General features: G+C 43.7%; 12 protein-coding genes and 1 tRNA gene. All 13 read left to right on the forward strand.

The features are described from left to right. Positions 1 to 29: 29 nt before the first annotated feature. The 13 genes from tuf to fusA all read left to right on the forward strand — a co-directional run bounded on the left by tuf (position 30) and on the right by fusA (position 16,299). Complete coding sequence (gene tuf / locus ACTNE6_RS02240; RefSeq protein WP_442498474.1) at positions 30 to 1,220, forward strand: elongation factor Tu; 1,191 nt, start codon at positions 30 to 32, stop codon at positions 1,218 to 1,220. Between the two features lie 50 nt (positions 1,221 to 1,270). Further along, positions 1,271 to 1,346, forward strand: a tRNA-Trp gene (locus ACTNE6_RS02245). A 49-nt stretch (positions 1,347 to 1,395) separates the two neighbouring features. After that, complete coding sequence (gene secE, locus ACTNE6_RS02250; RefSeq protein WP_194971960.1) at positions 1,396 to 1,773, forward strand: preprotein translocase subunit SecE; 378 nt, start codon at positions 1,396 to 1,398, stop codon at positions 1,771 to 1,773. A 1-nt stretch (position 1,774) separates the two neighbouring features. Next, complete coding sequence (gene nusG, locus ACTNE6_RS02255) at positions 1,775 to 2,308, forward strand: transcription termination/antitermination protein NusG (RefSeq protein WP_194971959.1); 534 nt, start codon at positions 1,775 to 1,777, stop codon at positions 2,306 to 2,308. A gap of 104 nt (positions 2,309 to 2,412) precedes the next feature. Continuing rightward, positions 2,413 to 2,844, forward strand: a complete 432-nt coding sequence (rplK, locus tag ACTNE6_RS02260) for a 50S ribosomal protein L11 (protein ID WP_194971958.1) — start codon at positions 2,413 to 2,415, stop codon at positions 2,842 to 2,844. Further along, positions 2,844 to 3,539 (forward strand): 50S ribosomal protein L1, encoded by a 696-nt coding sequence (gene rplA, locus ACTNE6_RS02265; RefSeq protein ID WP_194971957.1) that lies wholly within the window; start codon positions 2,844 to 2,846, stop codon positions 3,537 to 3,539. Before rplK ends, rplA begins: the two co-directional genes overlap by 1 nt. Before the next feature lie 179 nt (positions 3,540 to 3,718). Next, complete coding sequence (rplJ, locus tag ACTNE6_RS02270) at positions 3,719 to 4,213, forward strand: 50S ribosomal protein L10 (protein ID WP_194971956.1); 495 nt, start codon at positions 3,719 to 3,721, stop codon at positions 4,211 to 4,213. 48 nt (positions 4,214 to 4,261) lie between these two features. Further along, complete coding sequence (rplL, locus tag ACTNE6_RS02275) at positions 4,262 to 4,636, forward strand: 50S ribosomal protein L7/L12 (protein WP_194971955.1); 375 nt, start codon at positions 4,262 to 4,264, stop codon at positions 4,634 to 4,636. Between the two features lie 129 nt (positions 4,637 to 4,765). Next, on the forward strand, positions 4,766 to 8,842 hold the full coding sequence (rpoB, locus tag ACTNE6_RS02280; protein WP_194971962.1) for a DNA-directed RNA polymerase subunit beta: 4,077 nt from the start codon (positions 4,766 to 4,768) through the stop codon (positions 8,840 to 8,842). A gap of 87 nt (positions 8,843 to 8,929) precedes the next feature. Then, positions 8,930 to 13,123 (forward strand): DNA-directed RNA polymerase subunit beta', encoded by a 4,194-nt coding sequence (rpoC, locus tag ACTNE6_RS02285; protein WP_194971961.1) that lies wholly within the window; start codon positions 8,930 to 8,932, stop codon positions 13,121 to 13,123. A 184-nt stretch (positions 13,124 to 13,307) separates the two neighbouring features. After that, complete coding sequence (gene rpsL / locus ACTNE6_RS02290) at positions 13,308 to 13,682, forward strand: 30S ribosomal protein S12 (RefSeq protein ID WP_027159763.1); 375 nt, start codon at positions 13,308 to 13,310, stop codon at positions 13,680 to 13,682. A gap of 19 nt (positions 13,683 to 13,701) precedes the next feature. After that, the gene (rpsG, locus tag ACTNE6_RS02295) at positions 13,702 to 14,172 is read left to right on the forward strand and encodes a 30S ribosomal protein S7 (RefSeq protein ID WP_194971954.1); all 471 of its coding nucleotides are present in this window, start codon (positions 13,702 to 13,704) and stop codon (positions 14,170 to 14,172) included. Between the two features lie 30 nt (positions 14,173 to 14,202). Beyond that, on the forward strand, positions 14,203 to 16,299 hold the full coding sequence (fusA, locus tag ACTNE6_RS02300; protein WP_194971953.1) for an elongation factor G: 2,097 nt from the start codon (positions 14,203 to 14,205) through the stop codon (positions 16,297 to 16,299). The last annotated feature ends 7 nt before the right edge of the window (positions 16,300 to 16,306 follow it).

Raw genomic sequence — 16,306 nt, forward strand, 5'->3', positions numbered from 1 at the left:
GTAATATTGATTGTTAAAGGCGTATTAAAATGGCCAAAGAAAAATTTACACGTACTAAGCCACACGTAAACGTAGGCACCATCGGTCACGTTGATCATGGCAAAACGACTCTGACAGCCGCATTGACGAAAGTCATGGCTGAGCTGCAAGGTGGCGAAGCCAAAGCTTTTGATCAAATTGATAATGCACCTGAAGAAAGAGCGCGTGGTATTACTATCGCCACTTCGCACGTAGAATATGAATCAGCTACCCGTCACTATGCGCATGTGGACTGCCCAGGCCATGCTGACTATGTGAAGAACATGATTACCGGTGCGGCCCAGATGGACGGCGCCATTCTGGTTTGTTCCGCTGCGGATGGTCCAATGCCACAAACAAGAGAGCACATCCTGTTGTCCAGACAGGTAGGCGTGCCTTACATCGTCGTATTCCTGAATAAAGCCGATATGGTTGATGATCCGGAACTGATCGAATTGGTTGAAATGGAAATCCGTGAATTGCTGGATATGTATGAATTCCCAGGCGATGAAACCCCGATTGTTATCGGTTCAGCTTTAAAGGCACTGGAAGGCGATACCAGCGATATCGGCGTACCGTCTGTGGTTAAGTTGGTAGAAGCCTTGGATAGCTACATTCCTGAGCCGGAAAGAGCGGTCGACGGCGCGTTCCTGATGCCGATCGAAGACGTATTTTCAATTTCAGGCCGTGGTACGGTAGTTACTGGTCGTGTTGAGCGCGGTATCATTAAAGTAGGTCAAGAAGTTGAAATCGTCGGCATCAGGCCTACGATTGTCACCACTTGTACTGGTGTGGAAATGTTCCGCAAATTGCTGGATCAAGGTCAGGCAGGCGATAACGTGGGTGTGCTGTTGAGAGGCACAAAAAGAGACGAAGTCGAGCGTGGTCAGGTGTTGGCGCATAAAGGCACTATTAAACCGCATTCAAACTTCAAGTCAGAAATCTACGTCTTGTCTAAAGATGAAGGTGGTCGTCATACGCCGTTCTTCAACGGTTACCGTCCGCAGTTTTATTTCAGAACCACTGACGTAACCGGCGCAGTGACCCTGCCAGAAGGTGTGGAAATGGTGATGCCAGGCGATAACATTGCTGTAGAAGTCAAACTGATTTCGCCGATCGCTATGGAAGAAGGTTTGCGTTTTGCTATTCGCGAAGGCGGACGTACCGTCGGTGCGGGCGTTGTTTCATCAATACTTGAATAATTTTTAAAACTAGTATAATATAGTGGTTCATTTTAAAGTTTGTCTGAATTAGGTCAGTAGCTCAATTGGTAGAGTAGCGGTCTCCAAAACCGCGGGTTGGGGGTTCGAGACCCTCCTGGCCTGCCAATCAGATTAAAACCATATCAATATTATCCATTTCCATAATAAGTAACACATGAATACTCAGGCAGAAGCAACGACGTCAGTCCTTGATGTTGTAAAGCAGGTCTTATCCGTTGTCTTTGTGGCTGCTGGAGTGGCTGCATTCTATTATTTCTCAGATGTTAAGCTCTTATATAGAGTTTTAGGCTTAGTAGGCGTTGTGATAATAGTGCTGGGCATTATGTTAACAACTGATGTGGGCCGAAGTGTTTGGAATTTTGTGTTGGAGTCCAGGCAGGAGGTCAGAAAAGTTGTTTGGCCTACGCGTGAAGAAACAATACGTACTACTTTGTTGGTATTTGCAATGGTATTCATTGTGGGGCTGATTTTATGGTTGTTGGACATGTTCCTGTTTTGGGGTGTGCGGCTTCTGACTGGTCAAGGAGGGTAGGATGGCACTTCGCTGGTATGTAGTGCATGCGTACTCAAACTTTGAAAATAAAGTTAAGCAAGCATTAGAAGAGCGGATTAAAAGAGAAGGATTGCAACAGTATTTTGGAAAGATATTAGTTCCTACCGAAGAGGTAGTTGAAATGCGCATGGGGCAGCAGCGCAAAAGTGAAAGGAAATTTTTTCCGGGTTATGTCCTTGTTCAGATGGAATTGACTGACGAGACTTGGCACTTGGTGCGAGATGTTCCAAGGGTGTTAGGCTTTATAGGCGGCACCTCAGATCGTCCTGCTCCTATCTCAGAAAGAGAGGCAATGTCTATTCTCAATAGAGTTGAAGAAGGTGTAAATAAACCACGTCCGAAAATTCTGTTTGAGGTTGGTGAAGTAGTAAGAGTAATTGACGGGCCATTTAAAGACTTTAATGGTGTAGTTGAAGAAGTTAACTACGAAAAAAGCAAGTTGAAAATATCAGTGCTCATTTTTGGTCGTTCAACTTCTGTTGAGCTTGATTTTGGGCAAGTTGAAAAAACCTAACTGTTAGTCTGCGGTTAGTATCTACGAAATCTCTGTCTGAATAAGGCAGGGATTTTTGCGTCTAGGGGAGCTGGAAAGCGCTTGAACCCGTATTGGAGTAAAAAATGGCAAAAAAGATAACGGCTTATATTAAGTTACAAGTAAAAGCGGGTGAAGCAAACCCGAGTCCACCGGTTGGTCCTGCTTTGGGTCAGCGCGGCGTCAACATTATGGAGTTTTGTAAAGCATTTAATGCTAAAACTCAGGACGTGGAAAAAGGACTGCCTCTGCCTGTGGTGATCACTGTTTACAGTGATCGTAGCTTTACCTTTATCACCAAGACACCTCCTGCTTCAATCCTTCTAAAGAAAGCAACCGGTATAAAAAGTGGAAGCAGTAACCCGAATACTAAGAAAGTCGGTACTGTAACCCGTGCGCAACTGGAAGAGATTGCTAAAACAAAAATGGAAGATTTGAATGCGGCAAATTTGGAAGCTGCAGTAAAAACAATTGCTGGCAGCGCGCGTAGCATGGGTCTGAATGTGGAGGGATTATAATGGCTAAGTTGTCAAAAAGAGCGAAACTTATCAAATCGAAAGTTGATAGAACTAAGCAATATTCCATCACTGAAGCCGTTCAGTTATTGAAAGAGTTAGGTACAGCAAAATTTAATGAAGCTGTTGATGTGAGTGTTAACCTGGGCGTTGATCCACGCAAATCAGATCAGAACGTTCGCGGTGCAACCGTTCTGCCGCATGGTACTGGCAAGACTGTAAGAGTTGCTGTATTTACTCAAGGCCCAAATGCTGATGCAGCTAGAGAAGCTGGTGCTGATATTGTTGGCATGGACGATCTGGGCGACTTGGTCAAAAAAGGCGAAATGAACTTTGATGTAGTCATTGCGTCTCCTGATGCGATGCGCGTAGTTGGTCAATTAGGCCAAATCTTGGGCCCTAGAGGTTTAATGCCTAACCCTAAGGTTGGTACTGTAACTCCAGATGTGGCCACTGCAGTAAGAAACGCTAAATCAGGCCAGGTTCGCTATCGTACAGATAAGGCAGGTATTATTCACTGCACATTAGGTAAAGTGACTTTTGATGCTGATGCGATTCAAGGAAACCTGGAAGCGTTGATATCCGATCTGAAAAAAGCGAAACCGACAGCAGCTAAAGGTGTATATATCAAGAAGATTACTTTGTCTTCTACCATGGGCCCCGGTTTGTGGCTGGACCAAAGCAGTATTAATATGTAAAAAGACTTTGGGTTGCCGTTTTATCGGTAACCGTCAAAGACCGCAGGAGTTGCGAAACTTAATATTTCCTGCGCAGACGGAAGCTGGACCTAATAACTGGGGAAAGGGACCGTAAGGGGCATCTTCAAGATGCGTTTTATTAATTCTGGATATCTTCCAGAACTTACCGGAGGTAAGCTGTGGCACTAAATTTAGATAGCAAAAAAGCTGTCGTAGAAGAAGTTGCTGAAATTGCTGCTAAAGCGCATTCTGCAGTAGCAGCAGAATATCGTGGTTTAACAGTTACGGAATTGACCGAGCTGCGTAAAACTGCGAGAGAAACAGGTGTTTATCTGCGTGTGGTAAAAAATACACTGGCGAAACGAGCTGTAGCCGGAACTGAATTTGAATGTATGCAAGATGGCCTAGTAGGCCCTCTATTGCTTGCATTTTCAATGGAAGATCCTGGTTGTGCTGCGCGTCTGATCAGTGATTTCGCCAAAACTCACGATAAGTTAATCACCAAAGTTGTGGCCATTAATGGTCAAGCTTACGGTGCATCCGAGCTGGCACGTTTGGCAAGTATGCCGACACGCGATCAAGCTATTGCAATGCTGATGTCTGTAATGAAAGCACCGGTCGGAAAACTTGTTCGTACTTTGGCTGCGGTCAGAGATCAGAAAGAAGCGGCATAAGCTTATTTTTAACCAGTTTAAAAAATTATTGTTTTAGAGGAATACTAAATGGCAGTTTCACACGAAGACATCTTGGATGCAGTTTCCAATATGACTATTATGGAAATCGTTGATTTAATTTCAGCGATGGAAGAGAAATTCGGCGTAACAGCAGCAGTTGCAGTAGCGGCTGCGCCTGCTGCAGCAGCAGGCGCAGCGGCAGCTGAAGAACAAACTGAATTTGACGTAATCATGACCGGTTTCGGTGATAACAAAGTTGCTGTAATTAAAGCAGTGCGTGGTATTACTGGTTTAGGTCTAAAAGAAGCTAAAGATGCTGTAGAAGGCGTTCCAACAACTTTGAAAGAAGGTGTTTCTAAAGCCGAAGCGGATGATTTCAAAAAGCAGCTTGAAGAAGCGGGCGCTACTGTCGAAATCAAATAAGATTTTGACCCAAAAAATACAAGGCTCACGCCTTTTAATATGGCTGGTGGCAATTCTGTCACCGGCCTTTTACTGTTTGCAATAAATGCACAGTAGAAATTATTCATGACGAAAAGGTTTGGAAGCGATATGTCCTACTCTTTTACCGAAAAAAAGCGTATTCGAAATAACTTTGGGAAAGGTACTGAAGTACTTGAAGTTCCCTATCTTCTGGCAACTCAAATCAATTCTTATGCAAGCTTTTTACAATCAGGAGCAGTACCTGAAAAGCGTGCCGATATTGGTTTGCATGCGGCATTTTCCAGTGTATTTCCTATTGAAAGCCACTCTGGATACGCGGTACTGGAATATGTGCGATATAGATTGGGAGATCCCACTTTTGATGTAAGAGAGTGTCAACAACGAGGAGCGACTTATGCCGCGCCTTTAAGAGTATTAGTGCGCCTGGTTATCTACGATAAAGATGCTCCAGCCACTGCCAAAGTTGTAAAAGATATCCGTGAGCAGGAAGTCTACATGGGCGAGTTGCCTTTGATGACAGAAAACGGAACTTTCGTAATTAATGGTACAGAGCGGGTTATTGTCTCGCAGTTGCATCGTTCACCTGGTGTCTTTTTTGATCATGATAAAGGAAAGACACATTCGTCAGGAAAACTCTTATTTAATGCGCGCGTTATTCCTTATCGCGGCTCTTGGTTAGATTTTGAATTCGACCATAAGGACTGCGTTTACGTGCGAATCGATAGACGTAGAAAAATTCCGGCTACGATCCTGCTTAGAGCATTGGGTTTCGACAATGAAGAAATGATCAAAATCTTCTACGAAACCAATAAATTTACTTTCAGTAATGGAAAATGCCTATTTCATATAGTGCCTGAAAGAATGCGGGGCGAGATCGCCACGTTTGATATTAAACGGGATGGACAGGTTTTAGTTGAAGAAGGCCGTCGTATTACAGCGAAACATATTCGCGAAATGAATAAAGTCGGCCTGACGGTAGTTGAAGTCCCTAAAGAGTATTTGGCAGGAAAGATACTGGGGCACAACGTGATTGATGAGTCAACCGGAGAATTGGTTGCCAATGTTAATGACGAGTTAACAACAGAATTAATAGATCGAATCATTGAGAGTGGTATTACTGAAATCAATACCTTGTTTGTTAATGATTTGGATAAAGGTCCGTACATCTCTAATGCCATGAGATTGGATGTAACAACCAATACATTAGAGGCGTTGGTAGAAATATATCGGATGATGCGTCCTGGTGAGCCACCAACTAAAGAAGCAGCGGAAAATCTGTTCCAGAATCTATTTTTTACCGATGAAAGATATGATTTGTCCAATGTTGGTCGGATGAAATTTAATCGGCGCTTAGGTCGAGAAGAAACGACTGGCCCAGGTACGCTAACTAATGAAGACATCATTGATGTTTTAAAAGAATTAATCGACATCCGCAATGGCAACGGCAATGTTGATGATATCGATCATTTGGGTAATAGACGTGTGCGTTCTGTCGGTGAAATGATTGAAAACCAGTTCCGCGTTGGTTTGGTCAGAGTTGAAAGAGCGGTAAAAGAACGCTTAACGTTAGCTGACTCTGAAGGATTGATGCCGCAGGAAATAATCAATGCAAAACCAGTTTCGGCAGCAGTAAAAGAATTTTTTGGCTCCAGTCAGTTGTCACAGTTCATGGACCAGAATAATCCACTGTCTCAAGTGACTCACAAACGCCGTGTATCCGCCTTAGGGCCCGGTGGTTTAGCAAGGGAGCGCGCTGGTTTTGAGGTTCGTGACGTACACACGACACACTACGGTAGAGTCTGTCCAATTGAAACACCTGAAGGCCCAAACATTGGTTTGATCAACTCGCTGTCAGTTTATGCTCGGACTAATGATTATGGTTTCCTGGAAACGCCTTACAGAAAAGTTATCGACGGCAGAGTAACCGATCAAGTTGATTATTTGTCAGCTATTGAAGAAGGCGAGTTCGTTATTGCTCAGGCTAGTGTTGCTGTCGATGAAACCGGCAAACTGGTAGAAGGCTTAGTATCATGCCGGCATAAAGATGAATTTACTCTGGCGATGTCAGATACTGTGCAGTATATGGACGTATCGTCAAAACAGATTGTATCGGTTGCTGCTTCCATTATTCCATTTCTTGAGCATGATGACGCTAACCGTGCATTGATGGGTTCTAACATGCAGCGTCAGGCCGTTCCTACGCTAAGGGCGGAAAAGCCGCTGGTAGGCACCGGTATGGAAAGAACCGTAGCTAAGGATTCCGGTGTAACTGTAGTGGCTGCACGAGGTGGGCGTATTGAAGCGGTCGATGCCGCCCGGATTGTGGTTCGCGTAAATGATACGGAAACAGAAACGGGGGCTCCTGGCGTAGATATTTACAACCTGACCAAATATACCCGATCAAATCAGAATACTTGTATTAACCAGAAGCCGTTAGTAAAACCGGGTGATATCGTTAATGCCGGAGATATCTTGGCTGACGGTCCATCTACAGATCTTGGTGAGTTGGCCTTAGGGCAGAACATGCTAGTTGCCTTCATGCCGTGGAATGGATACAACTTTGAAGACTCGATTCTGGTTTCTGAGCGTGTTGTCAGGGAAGATCGCTTTACTACAATCCATATTGAAGAGAAAACCTGCGTAGCGCGTGATACAAAACATAGCCCGGAAGAAATTACTGCAGATATTCCAAATGTTAGCGAAGAAGCCTTGTCAAAACTTGATGAGTCCGGGATTGTCTATGTGGGTGCTGAAGTAAAAGGTGGTGATATTTTGGTGGGCAAGGTAACTCCAAAAGGAGAGACCCAGTTAACGCCGGAAGAAAAGTTATTGCGCGCAATTTTTGGTGAGAAGGCGGCGGACGTAAAGGATACATCATTGCGCGTTCCAGGTAGTATTGAAGGGACGGTTATTGATGTTCAGGTATTCACTCGGGATGGTGTTAAAAAGGACAAGCGTGCGCTTGATATTGAAGAAGCCGAAATCAAGCGTTACAGAAAAGACCTTGATGATCAGCTCAAGATTCTGGAAGGCGATATATTCGCCCGTGTAGCTAAACTATTAATTGGTAAGGTTGCTCAATCAGGTCCGGCTCAGTTAAAAGCGGGCACTGAAATAACCCAAACTTATTTGGATAATCTTAAGCATTCAGACTGGTTAAAAATCAGAATGAAAGATGAAGATATCAACCTTCAACTGGAAGCCGTAGCTGAGCAAGTCGAGCAGCAAAGGAAAGACTTTGACGAGAAATTTGAAATCAAGCGTAAAAAAATCACTATGGGTGATGATTTGGCGCCTGGTGTTTTGAAAATGGTCAAGGTTTACTTGGCGGTTAAAAGACGTATTCAGCCCGGCGATAAAATGGCGGGACGACATGGGAATAAAGGGGTTATTTCCATGATTAGACCAATTGAAGATATGCCGTATACAGCTGATGGTAATCCGGTTGATATTGTATTGAATCCATTAGGTGTACCATCGCGGATGAACGTCGGGCAGGTGCTTGAGACTCATTTGGGTTGGGCGGCTAAAGGCTTGGGCATCAAGATAGGTAAAATGCTTGAAGCAAAAGCCAAAATTGCTGAAATTCGAAGCTTCTTGGATAAAATTTATAACAGTAGTGGTCGTAAAGAAGATCTGGATTCATTTACTGATGAAGAAATTCTGGAAATGGCAACCAACTTGGTTGGTGGTGTGCCTATGGCGACACCTGTATTTGATGGTGCTACTGAAGAAGAAATTCGCACTATGCTGAGACTTGCTGATCTTCCAGAAGATGGCCAAACCATTCTTTATGATGGTTTGACTGGTGAGCCGTTTGAGCGGAAGGTGACAGTTGGTTATATGTACATGTTAAAACTGAACCATTTGGTTGATGACAAAATGCATGCACGGTCAACAGGACCTTATAGTCTTGTTACCCAGCAGCCATTGGGTGGTAAAGCGCAATTTGGTGGTCAACGTTTCGGTGAGATGGAGGTTTGGGCGCTTGAAGCTTATGGCGCAGCATATACATTGCAGGAAATGTTAACAGTTAAATCCGATGACGTGACTGGGCGAACCCGAATGTATAAAAATATTGTCGACGGTGATCATAAAATGGAAGCCGGCATGCCGGAATCGTTTAATGTATTAATTAAAGAAATCCGCTCATTGGCTGTCAATATTGAATTGGAACGGGATTAATATCCGCGTCTTATTGAAATTAACTGATAGCCTGTTCTGGAATACGCCAGAAAAGTATTTAAAGAGGACATACTCTTGAAAGATTTAATGAATTTCTTAAAGCGCCAAGGCCGTACCGATGATTTTGATGCGATCCGTATCGGTTTGGCATCGCCGGACATGATTCGCTCCTGGTCCTATGGCGAGGTAAAAAAACCGGAAACGATCAATTATCGTACGTTCAAGCCTGAGCGTGATGGTTTATTTTGCGCAAAAATTTTTGGTCCTGTCAGTGATTATGAATGCTTATGCGGAAAATATAAAAGGCTAAAGCACCGCGGTGTTATTTGCGAAAAATGTGGTGTTGAGGTAACGCTGTCAAAAGTGCGCCGTGAAAGAATGGGGCATATTGATTTAGCAAGTCCTGTTGCGCATATCTGGTTCTTAAAGTCACTGCCGTCCAGAATTGCACTGTTATTAGATATGACGCTACGCGAGATTGAGCGCGTGTTGTATTTTGAATCGTTTGTAGTTTTAGATCCAGGAATGACACCTTTAGAGAAAGGACAGTTACTTACTGATGATGAGTATCTGGATGCAGTTGAACTGCATGGCGACGACTTTGTTGCAAAAATGGGCGCTGAAGCGATCTATGATTTGCTGAAGGCGATTGATTTGAAGGAAGAGGTCAATATTCTTCGCGAAGAAATTAACTCGACAAATTCAGAAACCAAAATCAAGAAGTATTCAAAACGTCTTAAAGTAATAGATGCATTACTGAACTCAAATAACCGTCCTGAATGGATGATTTTGCAGGTGCTGCCTGTATTGCCGCCAGAATTGCGTCCTTTGGTGCCTTTAGATGGTGGTCGGTTCGCTACCTCAGATTTAAATGATTTATATCGCCGGGTTATTAACAGGAATAATCGTTTAAACCGATTGTTGGATTTAAATGCGCCGGATATTATCGTTCGTAACGAAAAACGGATGTTGCAGGAATCTGTTGATGCTTTGTTGGATAATGGTCGTCGCGGTCGGGCGATTACAGGCACCAATAGACGCCCTCTTAAATCATTGGCAGATATGATTAAAGGCAAACAGGGACGCTTCAGGCAAAACCTGCTTGGTAAACGTGTCGATTACTCAGGTCGTTCAGTTATCGTTGTTGGTCCGACGCTAAGATTGCATCAATGCGGATTGCCGAAAAAAATGGCACTGGAGTTGTTTAAGCCATTTATATTCAGCAAATTACAGTTCAGAGGCCTTGCTACAACCATTAAAGCTGCTAAGAAAATGGTTGAACGGGAAGGTACTGAAGTCTGGGATATTCTTGAAGAAGTCATTCGTGAACACCCGATTTTGCTGAATCGGGCTCCTACACTGCACAGACTTGGTATTCAGGCGTTTGAACCAATTTTGATTGAAGGTAAAGCGATACAGTTGCATCCATTGGTGTGCAGCGCCTTTAACGCTGACTTCGACGGCGACCAGATGGCGGTACATATTCCTCTGTCTGTTGAAGCTCAGTTGGAAGCGCGTACATTAATGATGGCGACCAATAATATCTTATCGCCAGCTAACGGTGAGCCGGTTATCAATCCATCTCAAGACGTGGTATTGGGTCTGTATTATATTAGCCGTGAAAAAATTAATGCGAAAGGCAATGGCAGCATATTTGGCAGTGTTGGTGAAATCCATAGGGCTCTACTTGCTAAAACAGTTGAATTGCAGTCAAGGATTCAGCTTCGCATTACAGAGAAAGTTGATAATGGGAAGGGTGAGCTTGAAGGAAGAACTCGCCGCGTTGAAACAACTGTCGGTCGTGCACTGATTTGGGAAATAGTCCCGGATCGCATGCCTTATGAGTTGGTTAACTGTGATATGACAAAAAAGAACATATCGAGGTTGATCAACTACAGTTACCGTTTCTTAGGTAATAAAGATACAGTTGTGCTCGCTGACCAGCTGATGTACCTAGGTTTTAGATATGCAACAATTTCAGGTGTATCTTTTGGTATTGAGGATATGGCGATACCGGCTAAAAAAGTCGATATCATCAAAATTGCCGATGCCGAAGTAAATGAAATTCAAAGTCAGTATTCCTCTGGTCTAGTAACCGATGGTGAGCGCTACAACAAAGTTGTTGATATTTGGTCGCGTGCCAATGATCAAGTTGCTAAGGTGATGATGGATGGATTGGGTGAAGAATCTGTTGTTGATGCTGAAGGTAAGACTGTAAAGCAAAAGTCATTCAACTCAATCTTTATGATGGCGGAGTCTGGTGCTAGAGGCTCTGCTGCTCAAATCAGGCAGTTGGCCGGTATGCGCGGATTGATGGCTAAGCCCGATGGATCAATTATTGAGACACCCATTACTGCTAACTTCAGGGAAGGCCTGGATGTGTTGCAGTACTTTATTTCTACTCATGGTGCTCGTAAAGGTCTGGCTGATACAGCGCTGAAGACAGCAAACTCAGGATATTTAACACGTAGATTAGTGGATGTTGCTCAAGATTTGGTTGTTACGGCCGATGATTGTGGCACTTCTGACGGATTGATCATGACCCCTATTATTGAAGGTGGGGATGTGGTTGAGCCATTATCAGAACGCGTGTTAGGTCGGGTTGTAGTTAATGACGTAATGGAGGCTAGCGGTGAAAAAGTCGTGGTGCCTAAAGGTACGTTATTAGATGAGCATTGGGTTTCTGTTCTCGAAGAGCATAGTATTGATCAGGTTCTAGTAAGGTCGGTCATTACTTGTGAAAGCAGATATGGGGTTTGCGCTGCTTGCTATGGACGTGATTTAGGTCGTGGCCATTTGGTCAATATTGGTGAGGCAATTGGCGTTATTGCTGCACAGTCAATCGGTGAGCCTGGAACTCAGCTGACCATGCGTACTTTCCATATTGGTGGTGCGGCATCTAGATCTGCGGCAATCAGCAATGTTCAAGTAAAATCAGCTGGTACGGTTCGTCTAAGCAATTTGAAATCAGTGCTCAACCGAGAAGGCAATCTGGTTGCTGTTTCGAGATCAGGCGAAGTAGGCGTGGTCGATGATTATGGTCGTGAAAGAGAGCGTTATAAAATTCCTTATGGCGCGGTGCTTTCAATACAAGAAGGTGGCAGAGTTAATGCTGGCGATATTATTGTTACATGGGATCCTCATACGCATCCGGTTATTACCGAAGTTGACGGTGTTGTAAGCTTAATCGATTTCGTTGATGGCGTAACTGTACAAAAGCAATCTGATGAAGTAACCGGTCTAAGTTCTCTTGTAGTTACTGATCCTAAACAAAGAGGCGGCGCTGGTAAAGAACTGCGTCCAATGGTGAGATTGCTGGATGTAAATGGAAATGCGATCTTCTTGCCAGGTACCGAAATTCCAGCGCAATATTTCTTGCCCGCTGGAGCGATTGTCGGCATTAAAGATGGTGGTGAAGTGAAAGTCGGTGACGTTTTGGCCAGAATTCCGCAGGAGTCCAGTAAAACAAGAGATATTACCGGTGGTTTGCCGCGGGTAGCTGACTTGTTTGAGGCGCGCAAAACGAAAGATCCGGCAATTCTTGCAGAAACGAGTGGTACTATTTCGTTTGGAAAGGAAACAAAAGGCAAACAGCGCGTCATAATTACTGATGCTGCTGGTGAACAGTATGAAACCTTAATACCGAAATGGCGTCATATCACAGTCTTTGAAGGAGAATACGTTGAGAAGGGCGAGACAATTGCTGAAGGTGAATTAACGCCGCACGATATTCTGAGATTAAGAGGCATAGAAGAATTGGCCAACTATCTGGTTAAGGAAATTCAAGATGTTTATCGTTTACAAGGTGTGAAAATTAATGATAAGCATATTGAAGCTATCATTAGACAAATGCTTAGAAAAGTAGAAATTACTGCTTCTGGAGACACTGAATTCCTGAAAGGAGATCAAGTTGAGCGTGCTGTTCTAAGAGAAGTGAATGAAAGAATGGAAGTAGAAGGCAAAATTCCGGCTAGTTATGAATCGGTGTTGCTGGGCATCACTAAGGCCTCGTTGGCTACAGAGTCCTTTATTTCTGCTGCTTCATTCCAGGAAACGACCCGTGTCTTAACAGATGCTGCTGTTCGCGGATTGAGTGATAATCTCCAAGGCTTAAAGGAAAATGTTATTGTAGGAAGATTAATTCCTGCAGGAACAGGTCTTGCTTATCATGAAAACAGAAAAAACAGATTTGCTCAGCATGAGGTTGTCGAAAGCGAAGCAGCTTCTATGGTAGATGCTGGGGATGTGGAAGAGGCTCTTAAGCAAGCTTTAAATATTTAATAATGTAGTAAAACTCATTGATAAAATGAGCTTGACCTGACATATATTAGCAAGTATCATATTCTGCTCACATGAGCTAAGTGCTTGAGTCAGGTTGAAAAGCTAATTAACCGTCGACATATTTTATGTTCGACGGTTATTTTTATTGTCTGACAGTTAATTGTATATCGGAGTAAACAAAGATATGGCCACGATCAACCAATTGGTTCGTAAGCCGCGCGCTAAAAAAGTAGAAAAAAGCAATGTTCCAGCATTGGAAGCATGTCCTCAACGTAGAGGAGTGTGTACGCGTGTTTATACGACGACCCCTAAAAAACCAAACTCGGCGTTGCGTAAGGTGGCCAGGGTTAGACTTACTAACGGATCTGAAGTTAGTAGTTACATTGGTGGTGAAGGGCATAATCTTCAGGAGCACTCTGTGGTTCTGATAAGGGGCGGTCGTGTAAAAGACTTGCCCGGTGTTAGATATCATGTCGTTCGTGGTAGTTTGGATACTTCTGGTGTGACTAATAGAAAATGTGGTCGCTCCAAATATGGCACTAAACGGCCTAAAAAATAAACGTTGGTTGGTGAGATAAATGTCTAGAAGAAGAGTCGCTACGAAAAGAGAGATTATTCCAGATCCAAGATTTGGCAGTGTTATGCTGACTAAGTTTATGAATATGATCATGGAAAGTGGCAAGAAGTCAATTGCAGAAGGGATCGTCTATGGTGCTCTGGATGTAATTGAGAGCAAAGGTCACTCTGAGCCATTGGATGTGCTGTCAAAAGCGCTTGAAAATGTTCAGCCTAGAGTTGAGGTTAAATCTCGCCGTGTGGGTGGTGCGACTTATCAGGTGCCTGTGGAAGTGCGTCCTTCAAGACGTATGGCTTTGGCGATGCGTTGGTTGATTGATGCTTCTCGTAAAAGAAATGAGAGAAGCATGTCTGCTAAGCTTGCTGGTGAGTTATTGGATGCTTTTGAAAGCAGAGGTGCTGCGGCTAAGAAGCGCGAAGACACCCACAGAATGGCAGAGGCTAATAAAGCTTTCTCTCATTATCGCTGGTAATAAGCAGATTAAACAAAAGGCTGTATAGTCGTGGCGCGCAAGACACCTATAGATCGTTATCGAAATATCGGCATTATGGCTCATATAGATGCTGGTAAGACGACGACTACTGAGCGTGTGCTGTACTATACAGGTGTGTCTCATAAGATAGGTGAGGTGCACGATGGTGCTGCTACCATGGATTGGATGGAACAGGAGCAGGAGCGAGGTATAACGATCACTTCTGCTGCTACGACCTGCTTCTGGAGCGGAATGGAGAGTCAGTTTCCGCAGCATCGAATTAATATTATCGATACGCCAGGACATGTTGATTTTACTATCGAAGTAGAGCGTTCCTTGCGCGTTTTAGATGGCGCGTGTGCCGTTTTTTGTGCTGTAGGAGGCGTTGAGCCTCAGTCTGAAACGGTTTGGCGTCAGGCTAATAAATATTATGTGCCTAGGTTGGCTTTTATTAACAAGATGGATCGATCGGGTGCAGACTTTTTACGAGTGATCGAGCAAATTAAAAATCGCTTGGGAAGTAAAGCAGTGCCTATGCAGTTGCCAATCGGAGCAGAAGATGCTTTTGAAGGCGTTGTTGATCTCATCAAAATGAAAGCAATATATTGGGATGAGGCCAATATGGGTATGACCTTTCAGGAAAAGGATATTCCAGTCAATATGCTGAAACTTTGCGAAGAGTGGAGAGAGCATATGATTGAGGCTGCTGCGGAAGGCAGCGAAGAACTAATGGAAAAATATCTGGAAGATGGCGTTTTAACAAACGAAGAGATTAAACAGGGCATACGTGCACAAACTATAGCTAATCAGGTAGTTCCAGCATTTTGTGGTTCCGCTTTTAAAAATAAGGGCGTCCAGGCAATGCTGGATGCGGTTGTTGAATATCTGCCGGCGCCGACAGATGTTCGGGCAATTAAAGGATTGCTTGAAGATGAAGTAACTGAAGCGGATCGTCCGGCTACAGATGATGCGCCATTTGCTGCTTTGGCTTTCAAGATAGCAGCTGATCCATTTGTTGGTGCATTAACTTTTTTCAGAGTTTACTCGGGTGTATTGAATTCCGGAGATAGTGTTTACAACTCAGTAAAAATGAAAAAAGAGCGAATTGGCCGCATAGTGCAGATGCACGCTAATAGCCGTGAAGAAGTAAAGGAAGTCTATGCGGGCGATATAGCTGCTGCTATTGGATTAAAGGATGTGACCACCGGTGATACCTTATGCGATCTTAATGAAAAAATCATTCTTGAGCGCATGGAGTTCCCAGATCCAGTGATCTCGGTTGCAGTAGAGCCTAAGACAAAAGCTGATCAGGAAAAGATGGGCATCGCGTTAAGTAAGTTAGCTCAAGAAGATCCATCATTTCGAGTTCATACAGATGAAGAGTCTGGGCAAATAATTATCTCAGGAATGGGCGAGCTTCATCTAGAGATTATTGTTGACCGAATGAAAAGGGAATTCAATGTCGAAGCTAACGTAGGTGCCCCGCAGGTTGCATATCGAGAAACTATTCGTAGTACTGTAGAGCAGGAAGGAAAATTTATAAGGCAGTCAGGAGGCAGGGGTCAATATGGCCATGTCTGGTTGCGTATTGAGCCAAAAGAAATTGGCTCGGGCTATGAATTCGTTAACGAAATTGTTGGTGGAGTTGTTCCAAAGGAATACATTCCAGCAGTAGACAAAGGTGTTCAAGAACAGTTGAAAAGCGGTGTTCTTGCAGGTTTCCCTGTTGTTGATGTAAAGGTGTCTTTATTTGATGGTTCGTATCACGATGTTGATTCGAGCGAAATGGCTTTCAAAATTGCCGGTTCGATGTGTTTTAGAGAAGGTGCGCGGAAAGCAAACCCAGCGTTGCTGGAGCCTATAATGAAAGTTGAGATTGCTACCCCTGAAGAATATATGGGTGACGTTGTCGGTGATATCAATAGGCGCCGAGGATTGATCCAGGGTATGGAAGATACACCATCAGGTAAAACAATTAGTTGCGAAGTGCCGTTAGCTGAAATGTTTGGTTATGCAACTGATTTGCGTTCGGCAACGCAGGGGCGAGCTACATACAGTATGCAGTTTGAAAAATACAATGAAGCGCCTGCAAATATTGCGGAAGCAATTATTAAAAAATCTTCATAAAATTGAA

Origin of the sequence: Methylobacter sp. sgz302048 (assembly GCF_052162025.1) — a bacterium.
Classification (GTDB): domain Bacteria; phylum Pseudomonadota; class Gammaproteobacteria; order Methylococcales; family Methylomonadaceae; genus Methylobacter.